16 protein-coding genes and 1 pseudogene are annotated in these 13,783 nt (G+C 43.4%); 15 read left to right on the top strand and 2 right to left on the bottom strand.

Annotated features, from left to right (window positions below; genetic code table 11):
• Positions 1 to 9: 9 nt before the first annotated feature.
• From LU276_RS03895 to LU276_RS03885, 3 genes are all read left to right on the top strand, one after another.
• Positions 10 to 360: a hypothetical protein gene (locus LU276_RS03895; RefSeq protein WP_284674337.1), complete on the top strand. Its 351-nt coding sequence runs from the start codon at positions 10 to 12 to the stop codon at positions 358 to 360.
• Between the two features lie 95 nt (positions 361 to 455).
• A complete protein-coding gene (locus LU276_RS03890) occupies positions 456 to 1,208 on the top strand; it encodes a hypothetical protein (protein ID WP_284674336.1) in 753 nt (250 codons plus the stop codon).
• Positions 1,209 to 1,291: 83 nt separating this feature from the next.
• Positions 1,292 to 1,486: an Arc family DNA-binding protein gene (locus LU276_RS03885; protein WP_284674335.1), complete on the top strand. Its 195-nt coding sequence runs from the start codon at positions 1,292 to 1,294 to the stop codon at positions 1,484 to 1,486.
• Here LU276_RS03885 and LU276_RS03880 read toward each other — a convergent pair.
• Positions 1,451 to 1,792: an Arc family DNA-binding protein gene (locus LU276_RS03880; RefSeq protein WP_284674334.1), complete on the bottom strand. Its 342-nt coding sequence runs from the start codon at positions 1,790 to 1,792 to the stop codon at positions 1,451 to 1,453. The genes LU276_RS03885 and LU276_RS03880 overlap by 36 nt on opposite strands.
• Before the next feature lie 180 nt (positions 1,793 to 1,972).
• On the opposite strand from LU276_RS03880, the pseudogene LU276_RS03875 reads away from it, so the two are divergent.
• The 8 genes and pseudogenes from LU276_RS03875 to LU276_RS03840 form a co-directional block, all read left to right on the top strand.
• Positions 1,973 to 2,308: pseudogene (locus tag LU276_RS03875) on the top strand (BRO-N domain-containing protein); the annotation flags it as partial.
• 501 nt (positions 2,309 to 2,809) lie between these two features.
• Positions 2,810 to 3,523 (top strand): BRO-N domain-containing protein, encoded by a 714-nt coding sequence (locus LU276_RS03870; RefSeq protein WP_284674333.1) that lies wholly within the window; start codon positions 2,810 to 2,812, stop codon positions 3,521 to 3,523.
• A 111-nt stretch (positions 3,524 to 3,634) separates the two neighbouring features.
• A complete protein-coding gene (locus tag LU276_RS03865; protein WP_284674332.1) occupies positions 3,635 to 3,793 on the top strand; it encodes a hypothetical protein in 159 nt (52 codons plus the stop codon).
• The gene (locus LU276_RS03860; protein WP_284674331.1) at positions 3,793 to 3,993 is read left to right on the top strand and encodes a hypothetical protein; all 201 of its coding nucleotides are present in this window, start codon (positions 3,793 to 3,795) and stop codon (positions 3,991 to 3,993) included. The genes LU276_RS03865 and LU276_RS03860 overlap by 1 nt, the downstream gene beginning before the upstream one ends.
• An 11-nt stretch (positions 3,994 to 4,004) precedes the next feature.
• A complete protein-coding gene (locus LU276_RS03855; protein WP_284674330.1) occupies positions 4,005 to 4,502 on the top strand; it encodes a siphovirus Gp157 family protein in 498 nt (165 codons plus the stop codon).
• Between the two features lie 4 nt (positions 4,503 to 4,506).
• Positions 4,507 to 6,195 carry a DEAD/DEAH box helicase gene (locus LU276_RS03850; protein WP_284674329.1) on the top strand — a complete coding sequence of 563 codons (1,689 nt, stop codon included), beginning with the start codon at positions 4,507 to 4,509 and terminating at the stop codon, positions 6,193 to 6,195.
• Between the two features lie 203 nt (positions 6,196 to 6,398).
• A complete protein-coding gene (locus LU276_RS03845; protein WP_284674328.1) occupies positions 6,399 to 6,617 on the top strand; it encodes a helix-turn-helix transcriptional regulator in 219 nt (72 codons plus the stop codon).
• A 912-nt stretch (positions 6,618 to 7,529) separates the two neighbouring features.
• Positions 7,530 to 7,739, top strand: coding sequence for a ribbon-helix-helix domain-containing protein (locus LU276_RS03840; RefSeq protein ID WP_284674327.1), 210 nt, complete (start codon positions 7,530 to 7,532; stop codon positions 7,737 to 7,739).
• A gap of 133 nt (positions 7,740 to 7,872) precedes the next feature.
• Here the strand turns inward: LU276_RS03840 and pdxA are convergent, their stop codons facing one another.
• A complete protein-coding gene (pdxA, locus tag LU276_RS03835; RefSeq protein WP_284674326.1) occupies positions 7,873 to 8,973 on the bottom strand; it encodes a 4-hydroxythreonine-4-phosphate dehydrogenase PdxA in 1,101 nt (366 codons plus the stop codon).
• Positions 8,974 to 9,106: 133 nt separating this feature from the next.
• On the opposite strand from pdxA, the gene dnaB reads away from it, so the two are divergent.
• From dnaB to LU276_RS03815, 4 genes are all read left to right on the top strand, one after another.
• Positions 9,107 to 10,534 (top strand): replicative DNA helicase, encoded by a 1,428-nt coding sequence (gene dnaB, locus LU276_RS03830; RefSeq protein ID WP_284674325.1) that lies wholly within the window; start codon positions 9,107 to 9,109, stop codon positions 10,532 to 10,534.
• Positions 10,535 to 10,591: 57 nt separating this feature from the next.
• Entirely contained in the window at positions 10,592 to 11,719 is a 1,128-nt protein-coding gene (alr, locus tag LU276_RS03825; protein WP_284674324.1) for an alanine racemase, read from the top strand.
• A gap of 108 nt (positions 11,720 to 11,827) precedes the next feature.
• Positions 11,828 to 12,748, top strand: a complete 921-nt coding sequence (argF, locus tag LU276_RS03820) for an ornithine carbamoyltransferase (RefSeq protein ID WP_284674323.1) — start codon at positions 11,828 to 11,830, stop codon at positions 12,746 to 12,748.
• A 261-nt stretch (positions 12,749 to 13,009) separates the two neighbouring features.
• A complete protein-coding gene (locus LU276_RS03815; protein WP_284674322.1) occupies positions 13,010 to 13,738 on the top strand; it encodes an SIMPL domain-containing protein in 729 nt (242 codons plus the stop codon).
• Positions 13,739 to 13,783 lie beyond the last annotated feature (45 nt).

The following is a 13,783-nucleotide window of genomic DNA, read 5'->3' as shown; positions in this document are numbered from 1 at the left end:
AACAACAACTTGTTTCTACACTCAAGGACATGGCGGAGGTTCAAAAAAGAGCTGCAACTTGAAAGCGAAAAGGTAAAATCCAATGAGCGTATCGCTCTAGCCAGCATCGAAGCCCAAAAGGGCGACCGTGTAGAGCAGATGGGTCTTTTTGCTAAACTTGAAAGCAAGAAGTATGTTACTGTTTGGTTGATTGTGTTGGCAGTCGTGATAGTAATTTTGGTGGCGATATGGCGAGAAAAAACCGATTTTGCCCTAGAAGTCTTAAAAATTGGCGGTGCATTACTGGCAGGCTACTTTGCAGGATTTAACAAGGGTAAAGTAACTACGCTAGAAAAACAGCGACAAAACGATGATGAATAAAAAGTCCACGCCACTTCACCGCGTGGACTTTTTTATGGGGGAATTGACAAAGCACAAGTGATACAGTATAAAAATTGTTTTTTCAAGGATTTTTTATGCTACAAATCACGCAGGACACGCCCCAGGAACTCATCATCCATATCCAAAATCACGAGCCGATAGAACTCAAGGATTTTGCCACCAGTATGAACGCCTTAGCCTGCGAATACGAGCAAAAGCACAAAGGCGAAGTTAAGCTACTCATCAAAGAGATCCGCCAAGGCTCAATCATCGCCACACTCATCACCGCAGGCGTGGCGGTTTTGCCTTTTGCCGAACACGCCAACACCATTCTTGATTTTGGAAATCATCTGATGAATATTTTGAGCTACCTTAAAGGCGACAAGGCGAGCAGCCAGCCACCTTTGACCCAGCAATCCTTAACCAATATCCACAAATTCGTCGAGCCTGTCGCCAAAGATGGTGGCAGTATCGTGCAAGTGGAAGGAAATAACAATATGATCATCATCAATTCTGCCGAAGCCAAAGAAATTCAGCGAAACGCCCAGCTTGAGTTGTCTCGCCTAAATGCCCCAATGACAGGCACGCACAAAAAAGCCCTGCTGTATTTCAACCAAACACGAGCGGACAACAAGCACGGTGGCGATAAAGGCGTCATCGAAGCCATCAGCCCCAAAGAAGTAAAGGTCATCTTTGATACACCAGAGCTAAAAAACCGTATCATTCGTGAGTCGGATAAGGTCTATGACAACGCCTATATCGTCGATGTCAATGTCCAAACCATCAAGGACAAACCTGCTTTATACACGGTGATGGATTTTTATGAGATTGTACCGCTGAATGATTGACAAATAGCGAATGATGGGTTATCAGTTTTTACATCAAAGTCCGTATCACTTAACGATACGGACTTTTTCATTAGGAGTAGATTATGCGTGAACTTAATCCAACAGGCGTACGCCTAGATAGTAAACTTAAAGCCAAATTGCAACAATCCGCCAAAGACAACAAAAGAAGTCTCAATAGCGAGATTGTCGCAAGGCTTAACGCAAGTTATGATGATGAGATTGGCAAAAAATTAGATGAGATTTTACGGGTTGCTCTTGCGTTCAATGACCGCTCTTAGGTTCTCGTAAAGCCTATCTAGGTCATCTTTAGTAGCGGTTCTTTGGATTATTGATGGCGGTGGCAAACCTGCTTTAAGCTCGTTATTTTGAGCCTTTAAGCTTGTATTCTCCACCATCAAATCCAAGAATTCATCTGTAAAATGAGAAAAACCACCCGTATGCAATTCATCTTGTTGCACAGTTACTTCAAGCCGTGCCACAATCTCGGCATTCAATGAGCGTTTATTTTCATTGGCTTGTTTGGTTAGGCATTCTTTTAATTCAGCAGGCATTCGCACCCCAAAAGGGGCAATATCTCTGGACATATTAATTTCTCAAAGTTGGTTGTGTTAGCGGAAATATTACACAGTGTAGCAAATTTTTGCTTGCTTTTATAGTTACACGGTGTTATTATTACACCGTGTAATAACACAAGTAAAGCCCTGTTATCCGACCAAAGACCACAGGGCTTGCCAACACTCAACTTTGAAATTAAGGAATTAGCAATGCCTAGTTTAACTTTTAATGACTATAAATTCAACCCTGTTGTTCATAATAGCCAAATCCACCTATCATCAGCCGAGCTTGCAAAAGCGTTAGGTTATGCTGAGACTGATAGCGTAACCAAGATTTACAACCGTAACTCTGATGAGTTTTTGCCAAATATGACAACGACGGTCAAAATGACCGTCGTTAGAAAAACTGGTAAAGTGGAAATAGACAACCGCATTTTCTCCCTGCGTGGTTGCCACCTTATCGCAATGTTTGCTCGCACCAAAGTTGCCAAAGAATTTCGCCAGTGGGTGCTGAATATTTTGGATAAAGAAGTCGGCGAGCCTGTGCAAATCAAATCCATCCAACGCACCGCTACCCCTGCCGAGCTACAAGCCATCAAAACAAGGGTGTACCAAATTGTTACCCCCTTTATCAAAGGATAAAATCCTGATATGGTAGAGCTTGTAGGGACTTCGCAAGAAGTGCTGTTTACTAGTTGGAACAGTCCGCCAACCCTGCAAGCCCTACCACCCTAAACTTGGCGGTTTTTAAAGTGATTTTGACAAAGTGTCATCATCGCTTTTTTTATTAAAAAATCTTTACAAGGCTATGGAGTTATGGTAGTATATTCGTACTACTAAATATTCGGCGGTTATCCGCACCCGACAGCCTAGCGGTTTTTTATGCCTTGCGTTCGCAAATCCCACGCATAAATCCATCTTGCCAGTTATGGCGGGTCGAGAGAACCTAATACAACACCCTTTGGGAAATAAGTTCCGCCGTCCGAATACGGTAGTTGAAGCCCGCCACCCTATGTGGTATTTACCAACTAAATATTCGGAGTTCTTATGAACAATCAAATCATCAACTTCACTTTTGAAGCCCAAACCGTCCGCACCGCCACCAACCCACAAGGCGAAATTTATTTTTGCTTGCCTGATGTGGCAAATGTCTTGGAAATCCAAAATAGCCGTGATATTGTTGCAAAACAATTAGATAAAGCTGGTGTAGAAAAAATCTACATCAGCTATGAAAGTGGTAAAAAGCAAGTAACATTCATCAACGAACCCAACCTATACCGAGTGATTTTCCGTAGCAACAAGGCGGAGGCGGTAAAATTCCAAAATTGGGTCTTTGATGAAGTTTTGCCAAGCATTCGCAAAACAGGCTCATATCAAACCCCCACCCCCACCCAACGCACTGCTACCCCTGCCGAGCTACAAGCCATCAAAACAAGGGTGCATTTTATCAGTGGTAATTTTCACTTTAAAGAGGGAGCATCTGCCGAGATTTACAACCGCCTACGGGTGGAATTTAACTTGGCAAACATCGCCGACATACAGCCCCACCAGCTTGACAAGGCTCATCAGATTTTGGACGAGATTGACCGCCACGCCAAAGCCTATGCCCAGTTTCGCTATGAGCTTGACAAACAGGCACAGGGGTATATTATCCGTCAAGGCAGACCCTACACCCCGCACATCAAAGCAAAACTGACCAAACTGGGTGCAACCATCGGACACGCCCCAGACTGGCAGGCATTACAGGCACAGCTCGCCTAACTTTCCCATTTAAGCCCAATAATCCAAGGTGGGTCAAACCCACCCTACGGGCTTATGACATTCTTTTTGTACTTACATTGTAGATACATTGTACTGCTTTAAGGATAAACGATGAACAACGACACTTCCTTATGCACCACCATCACCGCTGTGATGGTCTGGATTTTGACCTTTGTTTTTATCTTTTTTGCCGTCAAAGGCTGCGCCGAAGACGAATCAGGCTACCAATCGCCCGACTGGGCACACCAACACACCCAAGGAGAACCTTAATGTACACCACCGAACAATACGCCCAGCTTGCCCAACAGCTGTCTGCGGCACTCAAAAATTATGAATTTGAAATGAAAGTCTCACAAGGATTAAGGCAAAGCAGGCATGAACTGGAACAGCAAGTCGAAGAACTACTGTCCACGGTTGCCACCTTACAGGTAGAAAACACCAAACTTAAACAAATCGCCAAATACGAATAAGGAGAAAAACCATGAATCTGTATGAAATCGACACCACACTTGCCGTGCGTATGATAGAGCTGGGCGAGATGCTCGATAACGGTGAAACGCCAAGCCAAGAATTCATCGATGAATGCCTAGACTTGCAAGATGATTTGGAAAACAAACTGGTTAATTGTGGCAAGTTCATCAAAAATGCCCAAGTGGACATTGATGGGCTTGATGGCGAAATCAAACGCCTAACCGCCAAAAAACAATCTCTGCAAAAACACACCGACCTCATCAAAGCAAACATGCTTAGCGCTATGCTCACGCACAATCTGGATAAAATTGCCGACCCCATCATGCCTATTCGCGTGCAAACGAACGGCAAGGCAAGCGTGCTTGTTGATGATGTGCAAAGTTTGCCAGCAGATTTTCAGCTGGTCAAAATCGAGCCGAACAAAACCGCCCTAGAACAAGCCATCAAAGCAGGTGCCACCATCGATGGCGTGCGTGTGGAGAAGGGCAAGCATCTAAGAATAGGATAATCTTATGCAACTACGACCCTACCAAGAAAAGTGCATCAATGACCTGTTTGGGTGGCTGACCCGCCACCCCACAGGCAATCCCATCGTAGAAGCCACCGTTGGGGCGGGTAAATCGGTCATCATCGCCGAGCTGTGCCGCCGAGTCATTGCGATGAGTCCCACCGCACGCATTGTCATGTGTGTGGCAAGTCGTGAGTTGTGTCGCCAAAATTTGGATAAACTTTTGGCGGTATGGGCGGACGCACCCGCTGGTGTGTGCAGTGCCTCACTTGGCGAAAAAGACTTAGAGAGCCAAATCATCTTTGCCACCATTGGCTCTATTGCCAGGCACGCCGACAAGCTCGGCAAGGTGGACATCATGCTCATTGACGAATGCCACAATGTCAATAGTAAAAATACAGGCATGTACCGCACGCTGTTTGATGATATCAAACGATTTGGCAATCCGTCATTATGCGTTATTGGATTCACAGGCACGCCTTTTCGTGGCGATGGCATTTGGCTATGGCAAGGCGAAGACCCTTTATTTGCAGGGACGGCTTGTCGTATCACGATGGATGAGCTGTTGGAGCAAGGGTATCTTGCTCCGTTGGTGGTGGATAAATCAGACAAGCCTAAGATTGACACTTCGGCAGTTAAGATGGCTGGTGGTGATTTTGTGGTCAAGGATTTGGCGGCAGCGGTGAATCACGAAGCATTAACACAAGCGGTCATGGATGATTTTTACATTTCTGCCTACCAAAGTCGCAACAAATTTTTATTTTATTGTGTGGATAAATCACACGCCAACAGAGTGTTAAAAGCCCTACAAGCATTTAGCGGGTTAAATGCTCATATGGTCATCGCTGACACACCAAAGGGGGTGCGTGATGATATTTTGGCTCGCTACCAACTACCAAAGTCCAATCCTGATGCCATCAATGCTTTGGTATCCATTGGCACACTGACCACGGGGTTTGATGCCCCTGCGACCGATTGTATTGTGCTGCTTCGTCCCACTCGTTCGCCTGTGCTTTATGTGCAGATTGCAGGGCGTGGCATGCGAATTGCCGATGGCAAGCGTGATTGTTTGTGGCTCGATTATACCGACACCACCGACACGCTGGGGGCGGTCAATCGCATCAAGGGTCGCAATAAAACTCGTGGCAGTAAATCAGGCGATAAGCCCTTTAAATACTGCGACAGCTGTGGCAATGCTAATGAGGTACACCACACCGAATGTAGCGAGTGCGGTTTTGTCTTTCCTGTCGTTGCCACGCCTGTGCATGGCACGACAGCAAGCCATACCGCACCGATTGCAGGCTTAGAGCCAGCAGAGGAGCGATGGTTTGAAGTGCTAAATGTCAGCTACCACAAGCACCAAAAGAAAGGTAAATCGCCGACTTTGCGAGTAGATTACGACATCGGCGAAATACTGATGGTGTCAGAATGGCAATGCTTTGAACATACAGGCTACGCGCTACAAAAGGCGTGTGCATGGTGGTCGTCCGTCATCAATGACAGTGTACCATTTACTGTGGATGATGCAATTAAGATGCTAAATACCAAACCACATCAGATTCCACATAAGATACTATGCACTAAAGACCCCAGTGGGCGATTTTGGCAAGTCAAACAAAAGGCAGAATTCTTTGAAAGATCGCCAGCACCAATCGGTTTTAATACTGTAACAGATGATGACATTCCATTTTAGAGTGAGAACTTGATATGTACTATGTAGATACTGGACTGTACGAGTTACCGACATTAATGGTTTTACGCTGGCGTAGTCCGACCTATGAAGAATTTTGTGTGATGTGGCGCTGGCAAATAAAAACAACAAGTTTCGCCTAGCCCGAGAAATGATTACCATCAATGGTGTGAGCTTTCCAAAACCTGAAGTAGGAGAATAAAAAAATGACTGATAAACCAAGAGATAAACCACTGGTTGCTGGTGGACTATCCAAAGCCAAAGATATTTTGCCTCTATTGCCGTTCGGACGCACGACCTTGTGGCGAAAATGCAAAGATGGCAAATTTCCAGAACCACAACGAATAAATGCAAGCGTCACGGTGTGGAAGAATGATGAAGTTAATGCATGGCTGGAAAACCCAATGCAATGGCAAGCAGAATAAAATGACAAAAAATGGTGTGGATATGATACTATATCCACACCATTTTTTTATTGTTATATGCCAAATTATCGTTTCTCTCAAATGCACCCTATCTTGTACCCTATGATTATTTTATTTATATAAAATATAATAAAATCAATAACTTAAATTATAAATTTAAATCCGACCACTGGTACCAATTCAGCGTTCATAAAAGCTCGCTAAAATAAAACAACCCTTGAAAACATGAGCTTTCAAGGGTTGTTTTTTTGTATCATTTCACTGCGTAAAAATCACTTATATTACCTTAACGCCACTCCATCTCACATATTACCAATCCTATTTATCACAAAGAATATACTTGGTTTATTTTAATTGGTTCTACAATGGTGCGTTTTGTCATAAAAAAACACCCCAAGGGTTAAAAACCGAGCATCTAACTTTTGGGGTGCAGGTCATATTGTGATGGGGTTTTTATCGGAATGGACTATCAAATGTTCGCCTAGATGGATTTAACATTAAGCTGAAAAATCTGCCAAACTTTTTGGCTAAAATACCGGGTAACTGGATGGTTTTCATGATTTTTACCCAATAAAAAACCGCTCATCAGACGATAAGCGGTTGAGTTGAAACAAAAAAGCCAAGATTTATCTTGGCTTTTTTGTAGGATACCCTATAATATGTTTTATCAAGACAAGGTGTTGCAACACCGAGTCTTGATAGGTTACCGCCACCGACCTAAGTCAAGTGGTGGCTATCCTAGGAGATGAACGATGAAAATGTTCAAAATCGCAATCGTTTTAATCTTAGTATTATTCAGCACATCTGATTGGTAATACTAAGTCCAGCCAAAAGGCTTGAGCTGGGTGGTGCAAGCACCCAGTTTCTCCTAAAACTTGTGATTATCTTAGCAATACTTTAAAGGGTTGTCAAATGCCAAAAACTATATCAAACCCAAAGACACGCCACCAAATCAACGAAGACAGCATGGCACACCGTGGCATTGTCAATAAAGCCTTTAAACTGCATGAAGATACGGTGGCGCTGGTCAAGGATTTGTCTAAACAAACAGGCAAATCACAAGCCCAAATCGTAACTGAAGCATTGCAGATGTATGCCAATCAAAACATCGTAGATGCCTAACCACCAAAACCATCTGTCTTTGTCAGCTGTCGCCATAAATCTCACAAGTGCTTAATCTGCCGTGTGGACAAGGTTTTATTGAGAAATTTTCTGTCGGCTTTGATGGCATATCTGCCACTCCCACTATTACGACTTATTCTTTAAGACTTATGATATTTTGGGTTGTGGTTGGTTGATTTTCTTGTTTACCACTCATCATTTGATGTGCCATCTTAATTGCTTGAACCAAACTACTGCTACTTGCTCTGCCAGTTCCCGCCAAGTCCAAAGCAGTACCATGATCTACCGAAGTGCGTACATAAGGCAATCCTAGCGTGATATTAACCGTATCTCCAAAACCATGTGATTTTAAAGGAGCCAACCCTTGATCATGATACATGGCGATGATGGCATCTGCCTGAGACAGATATTTGTCAGTAAATAGCGTATCAGCAGGCATGGCAAGACTGATGTCCACACCCTTATCACGAAATGCTTGCAAAACTGGATTGATGATACAAATCTCTTCATCACCAAGATGACCGCCCTCGCCTGCATGGGGATTAAGACCACACACTAGAATTTTTGGGTGCTTTATACCAAATTGTTCACGCATTGCCCACTCGGTAATGGCGACCGTCTGTTGCACCTCGATGGTCGTGATGGCATCAGCAACCATTCTCAAAGGAATGTGGGTGGTAACAAGTGCCACACGCATTTTGGCATTAGCTAGCATCATCACTACCTTATCACAACCTGCCTTTTGCATAAAATACTCAGTATGCCCACAAAACATCTGCCCATCATCTAGATGAATACCGGCATCTATCATAACCGACTTTTGAATGGGTGCAGTAACAATCGCCCCAACCACGCCGACAGATGCCAAATTATGTGCCAATCTAAGCTGTCTTTCAACCATGTAGGCGTTTTGCACATTTAACTTTCCAGAGATGACAGCATCATTGCAAGGCGTATGAATAATATATACACAATCAGCTAGGAATTGGTTGGTATCAAAAACTTCCTGCTCATCAATCACCCTAAATATCGGCATTTCATCAATCAAACCAACCACTTTTAGTTCAGACATTCTTTGAAAAAAAGCGGTCACGTCTGCCGTGATAACAATCGGCATAGATAGCTCATCACGATGGTGGCACAAGACATCGATGACAATATCCATGCCAATACCTGCAGGCTCGCCTGTGGTAATAAGTAGGGGTTTGCTTGCTGTAGGCATGGCGTCATTCATGATGATTTTCTCTTATCCAATCTTAGATTTTGGTGAATAAATTTCGTACTTAATTTAGTATTTATTATATCGCTTTTGTGCTAAAATTTGTGTCTAAATTTTAGCAATCATATTAAAAAAAGAACACTTATTCATGACAACCAGCACCAAAAAAACCAATAAAGAAACTCATGATAGTAGCGATGACTTATTAAGCCTTCAACCGCCTCATAGTATTGAGATTGAGCGAGCTTTGCTTGCTTCACTCATGAGTATTGATGAATCCTTTGAAAAGATTGATAGCATCATTACCGATGATGATTTTTATGGCGAACGGCATAAACATATTTTTCGGGCAATCACACATCTATCAAGGGTAAATCAGCCTTATGATAGCCTGATGGTTTATGACTATCTCAACGCCCAAAATCTTTTAAATGCTGCAGGCGGTGAAGACTATCTCATGCAGATTAACCAAAGTAGAGGAACGCTATTTAATCTGGTGCCGTATGCCGAACGAGTGCGTGAGTTTTCGGTGTATCGTCAGCTCATTAAATCCGCCAACAATATGCTAAATCTCGCCTACCACCCAAAAAAACAAACAGTAAGCGATATCCTAGATACGGTCGAAGCGGATATTTTTCGCATCAACGAAAACTACACCAGCGGTGTGGGCAAGCAGGGAGTACAAAACATTACCGACATTCTAATGAATGTTACCAATCAGCTGGCTGAACTAAAGGCAAGAGATGGCTCAATGATTGGTCTTGCCACGCCATTTGAAGAGCTAAATAACAAAACACAAGGGCTACAAAAAGGCGATATGATTGTTGTGGCAGCTCGCCCATCAATGGGTAAGACGACTTTTGCGATGAATTTGGCAGAATCAGTACTCATGCAGGGATTGCCTGTGGTGGTATTTTCTATGGAGATGCCTGCTGAATCCATCGTTACTCGTATGTTGTCATCACTGGGGCAAATCAACCAAACCAATCTGCGTTCTGGTAACATGAGTGAACACGAATGGGCGGCATTATCCACCGCCATTACCATGATTCAAGATAAGCACCTATATGTAGATGCTCGCAACAATCTACCGCCAACTGAGATTCGCTCCACCTGCCGCCGTATCGCCAAAAACCACGAAAGCGGTCTGGGTATGGTCATCATTGACTACTTGCAACTTATGAAAATACCTGGCATGGAGAATAACCGTGTTGGTGAAATTGGTGAAATCAGTCGTAGCATCAAAGCACTGGCTCGTGAAATGAACTGCCCTGTCGTTGCTTTATCACAGCTGAACCGAAGTCTTGAACAGCGACCCAACAAACGCCCTGTCATGTCCGATTTGCGTGAATCTGGTGCCATTGAGCAAGATGCCGACCTGATCATGTTCATCTACCGTGATGAGGTGTATAATAAAGACAAGGCGGATAATAAAGGTTTTGCAGAGATTATTATTGGTAAACAGCGTAATGGACCGATTGGCACTGTGCCATTACGCTTTGAAGGGCAATTCACTCGCTTTACCAACTTTATCGAAGGCTATGGTATGCCTGAAGATTATGAAGAAGAGATGTAATTTATCATCAACCACCCAATAACATTCAATCAACATACCCATAGGCGATACTCAGCAATGCGAAACACCACCTTGACCATCAACCAAAATGCTTTAGCACACAATCTATCCACCATCAAAAACAGCCTAAATGCCAACCACCCCGCCAAAGTTATGGCAATGGTCAAGGCAAATGCCTATGGGCATGGCATTGCTTACGCTCTGGCAGGATTAAAAGATGCCGATGCCTTTGGCGTGGCGTGCATGAGTGAAGCCCTAGAGGTTAAAAAAGTCTGTGATATTTTAGGTATCAGACGACCAATTGTTCTCATTGAAGGTGTATTTGACGAAAACGAATGGCTAATCGCTTTAGAGCAAGGCTTTGGCTGTGTTATTCATAGTCAAGCACAGCTTGATTTTGCCATCAAATATCCCGCCTGCAACAACAGCTTTACTCGCACCATTTGGTTAAAATACAATACCGGCATGAACCGCTTAGGCTTTGATAAAGATGAGACAATAAAAGCTGCCAACACCCTATACAATATGGGCTATAAGCTCATATTGACCAGTCATTTTGCCTGTGCTGACGAAACAGATAGCCCCATCACCGCCAAACAAATTGCTCGTTTTAATGTGCTACTTGAGCAACTGCGAAGCAGTGTTGGTAGCGATATTCAAGCATCATTATGTAATTCAGCCGGAATTTTAAATCATCCTAACGAGCATCATGACTGGGTGCGTACAGGCATTGCCTTATATGGTGCTAGCCCCTTTAGCCATATTACACACCGCACGCTTGAACTTAAACCTGCGATGATATTTAGTTCGCACATCATGGCGGTGCAGTCTGTAGATACAGGTGAATCGGTAAGCTATGGGGCTTTATGGCAAACAAACAAACCAAGCCGTATTGGTATCGTCAGCTGTGGCTACGGCGATGGCTACCCCAGAGTCATCAAGAATGCATCTGTTGGTGTTAGTATCGATGGTAAAATCACACTTGCACCGATAGTTGGGCGTATAACGATGGATATCATGATGATAGATATCACCGAAATAGCCTGCGATGTCGGCACGCCTGTCATTTTGTGGGGAGGTGATGACGCCCCAAGTATTGACGAGGTCGCTGCCAATGCAGGGACAATTGGCTATGAGATAATGTGTCGCACCACCACAAGACCGATACGCAAAGTTGTCATTTAATCCCCATATGGGATACCAATCACTTGGTTCAAGTTGTAAAAACCACTAGCCATTTAAAATAAGCTTTGATATACTCAAATTTTTTCCTAATAAAGCAAAGGAATATTCATGAGTGTTCGTCATTTTCTTACTCTATTTGACCTATCCAAACAAGAGCTTCGCACAGTCATCAATCGTGCCAGCGAACTTCGCAAAATGCAACATGCAGGCGAGGTTTATCGCCCTTTTGTTGGGCGTACACTTGCCATGATTTTTGAGAAATCTAGCACTCGCACTCGTGTATCTTTTGAGACAGGCATGGGGCAATTTGGTGGTCAGGCTCTATTTTTATCACCTAATGATACTCAGCTGGGGCGTGGTGAACCCATTGAAGATTCTGCTCGTGTGATTAGCTCCATGACCGATATTGTCATGATTCGCACCTTTGCCCATGAGCGTGTACAGACCTTTGCCAAGCATTCATCTGTGCCTGTCATCAACGCCTTGACCGATGATTACCACCCCTGCCAACTACTTGCCGATATGCAGACTTTTTTTGAACATAAAGGCGATATCAAAGGCAAAACCGTAACATGGGTCGGCGATGGCAACAATATGTGCAATTCATACATTCTAGCCGCCGAGCAGTTTGACTTTCATCTAAATATTGCCACACCAAAGGGCTATGAACCAAATAGCGAACTTACCACCAAATACAGCCATCGCTTAACCTTGACCAATAGCGTTGCTGATGCTGTCAAAGGCTCACACCTTGTGGTTACAGATGTGTGGGCAAGTATGGGACAAGAGGCTGAACAAAAAAAGCGTGAACAAGACTTTGCAGGATTTCAAATCACCCCTAAGTTGCTAGATACTGCTGATAAGGAGGTATTATTCATGCACTGCCTACCCGCTCATCGTGGCGAAGAGATCAGTCATGACCTATTAGATGATGCTCGTTCGGTGGTATGGGACGAAGCTGAAAACCGCCTACACGCCCAAAAAGCACTCATGGAATTTTTATTAAAAGACAAAATTAAGCTTGATTAACCCCAAAAAAGACGCATCACCACCATGATGCGTCTTTTGGATGACGGCATTAACGGCCTTACCAATCTACAAAACAATACCCATACAATTTTTATAACATTAGCCAATATTCACCAAAAGCAAACAACCCAACACGATGATTTTTATTATATTTAAGCTAGCTTTTCATTATTTACCAATCTACTATCTGCCAATCTATTATTCATCAATTCATCGTCATTCATTCAGACTTATCAAAAATGAACTCCAAAGGAGCAACTCATGACCACTTTGTCCACAATCACTCGTCTTAGCATCGCATTAAGTTTGGGGATAATGGGTAGTCTTGCAACATTTAGCCATGCCCATGATAACCAAGCCTATAACCGCATCAGCTTTCAGGTGGAAGCACAAGAAGAGGTTGCTAATGACGAAATTCAAGCAAGGCTAGCCAAAACCGCCCAAGCCAAAACCACCAAAGAAATCGCCAAAATCTTAAACAAAACCATGAACGATGCCCTAGCCATCGCCAAAAAATACCCCAATGTCAGCATAAAAACAGAAAGTCAAAGCACCTATCCAAATTATGATAAAAACAACACCATCACAGGCTTTACTGGCAATGTATCAATACAATTAAAAAGCCAAAACTTTGAGGAAGTCGGTCAGCTCATCAGTGATTTGCAGTCCATCATGATGGTTAATGATGTATCTTTTAGTGTCTCAAAGAATACACAAAATAACATCAAAAAACGTCTCACCCTAAATGCCACCAAGAACTTTTTGGAGCAAGCACAAACCATCAGCCTTGCCTTTGGAGCAACTGATTACAAAATCGTTTCAGTGCAGTTAGATGGGGCAAATCATCGTCATGTATACCCGATGGCTGCAATGTCAATGGCAAAAAACACCAACGATGGCATCAAAGCTAATTTTGAAAGTGGCACCACCACGCTTATCTATCAAGCAAGCGGTACGATTGAACTGGTAAATCAATCATTAGCCAAGTAAGCTGCCAAATACAACAGTCAGCGGTGCGTAACCACTCGTAATTTG

The sequence above is a fragment of the Moraxella haemolytica genome, assembly GCF_030177935.1.
Classification (GTDB): Bacteria; Pseudomonadota; Gammaproteobacteria; order Pseudomonadales; family Moraxellaceae; genus Moraxella; species Moraxella haemolytica.
This window is presented reverse-complemented; position numbering and strand designations above follow the sequence as displayed.

What these genes read in the sequence shown, in the direction of transcription:
- LU276_RS03890 (WP_284674336.1), top strand. Translation starts at nt 456, where the DNA reads ATGCTACAAATCACGCAGGACACGCCCCAGGAACTCATCATCCATATC.
- LU276_RS03885 (WP_284674335.1), top strand. Translation starts at nt 1,292, where the DNA reads ATGCGTGAACTTAATCCAACAGGCGTACGCCTAGATAGTAAACTTAAA.
- LU276_RS03880 (WP_284674334.1), bottom strand. Translation starts at nt 1,792, where the DNA reads ATGTCCAGAGATATTGCCCCTTTTGGGGTGCGAATGCCTGCTGAATTA.
- LU276_RS03870 (WP_284674333.1), top strand. Translation starts at nt 2,810, where the DNA reads ATGAACAATCAAATCATCAACTTCACTTTTGAAGCCCAAACCGTCCGC.
- LU276_RS03865 (WP_284674332.1), top strand. Translation starts at nt 3,635, where the DNA reads ATGAACAACGACACTTCCTTATGCACCACCATCACCGCTGTGATGGTC.
- LU276_RS03860 (WP_284674331.1), top strand. Translation starts at nt 3,793, where the DNA reads ATGTACACCACCGAACAATACGCCCAGCTTGCCCAACAGCTGTCTGCG.
- LU276_RS03855 (WP_284674330.1), top strand. Translation starts at nt 4,005, where the DNA reads ATGAATCTGTATGAAATCGACACCACACTTGCCGTGCGTATGATAGAG.
- LU276_RS03850 (WP_284674329.1), top strand. Translation starts at nt 4,507, where the DNA reads ATGCAACTACGACCCTACCAAGAAAAGTGCATCAATGACCTGTTTGGG.
- LU276_RS03845 (WP_284674328.1), top strand. Translation starts at nt 6,399, where the DNA reads ATGACTGATAAACCAAGAGATAAACCACTGGTTGCTGGTGGACTATCC.
- LU276_RS03840 (WP_284674327.1), top strand. Translation starts at nt 7,530, where the DNA reads ATGCCAAAAACTATATCAAACCCAAAGACACGCCACCAAATCAACGAA.
- pdxA (WP_284674326.1), bottom strand. Translation starts at nt 8,973, where the DNA reads ATGAATGACGCCATGCCTACAGCAAGCAAACCCCTACTTATTACCACA.
- dnaB (WP_284674325.1), top strand. Translation starts at nt 9,107, where the DNA reads ATGACAACCAGCACCAAAAAAACCAATAAAGAAACTCATGATAGTAGC.
- alr (WP_284674324.1), top strand. Translation starts at nt 10,592, where the DNA reads ATGCGAAACACCACCTTGACCATCAACCAAAATGCTTTAGCACACAAT.
- argF (WP_284674323.1), top strand. Translation starts at nt 11,828, where the DNA reads ATGAGTGTTCGTCATTTTCTTACTCTATTTGACCTATCCAAACAAGAG.
- LU276_RS03815 (WP_284674322.1), top strand. Translation starts at nt 13,010, where the DNA reads ATGACCACTTTGTCCACAATCACTCGTCTTAGCATCGCATTAAGTTTG.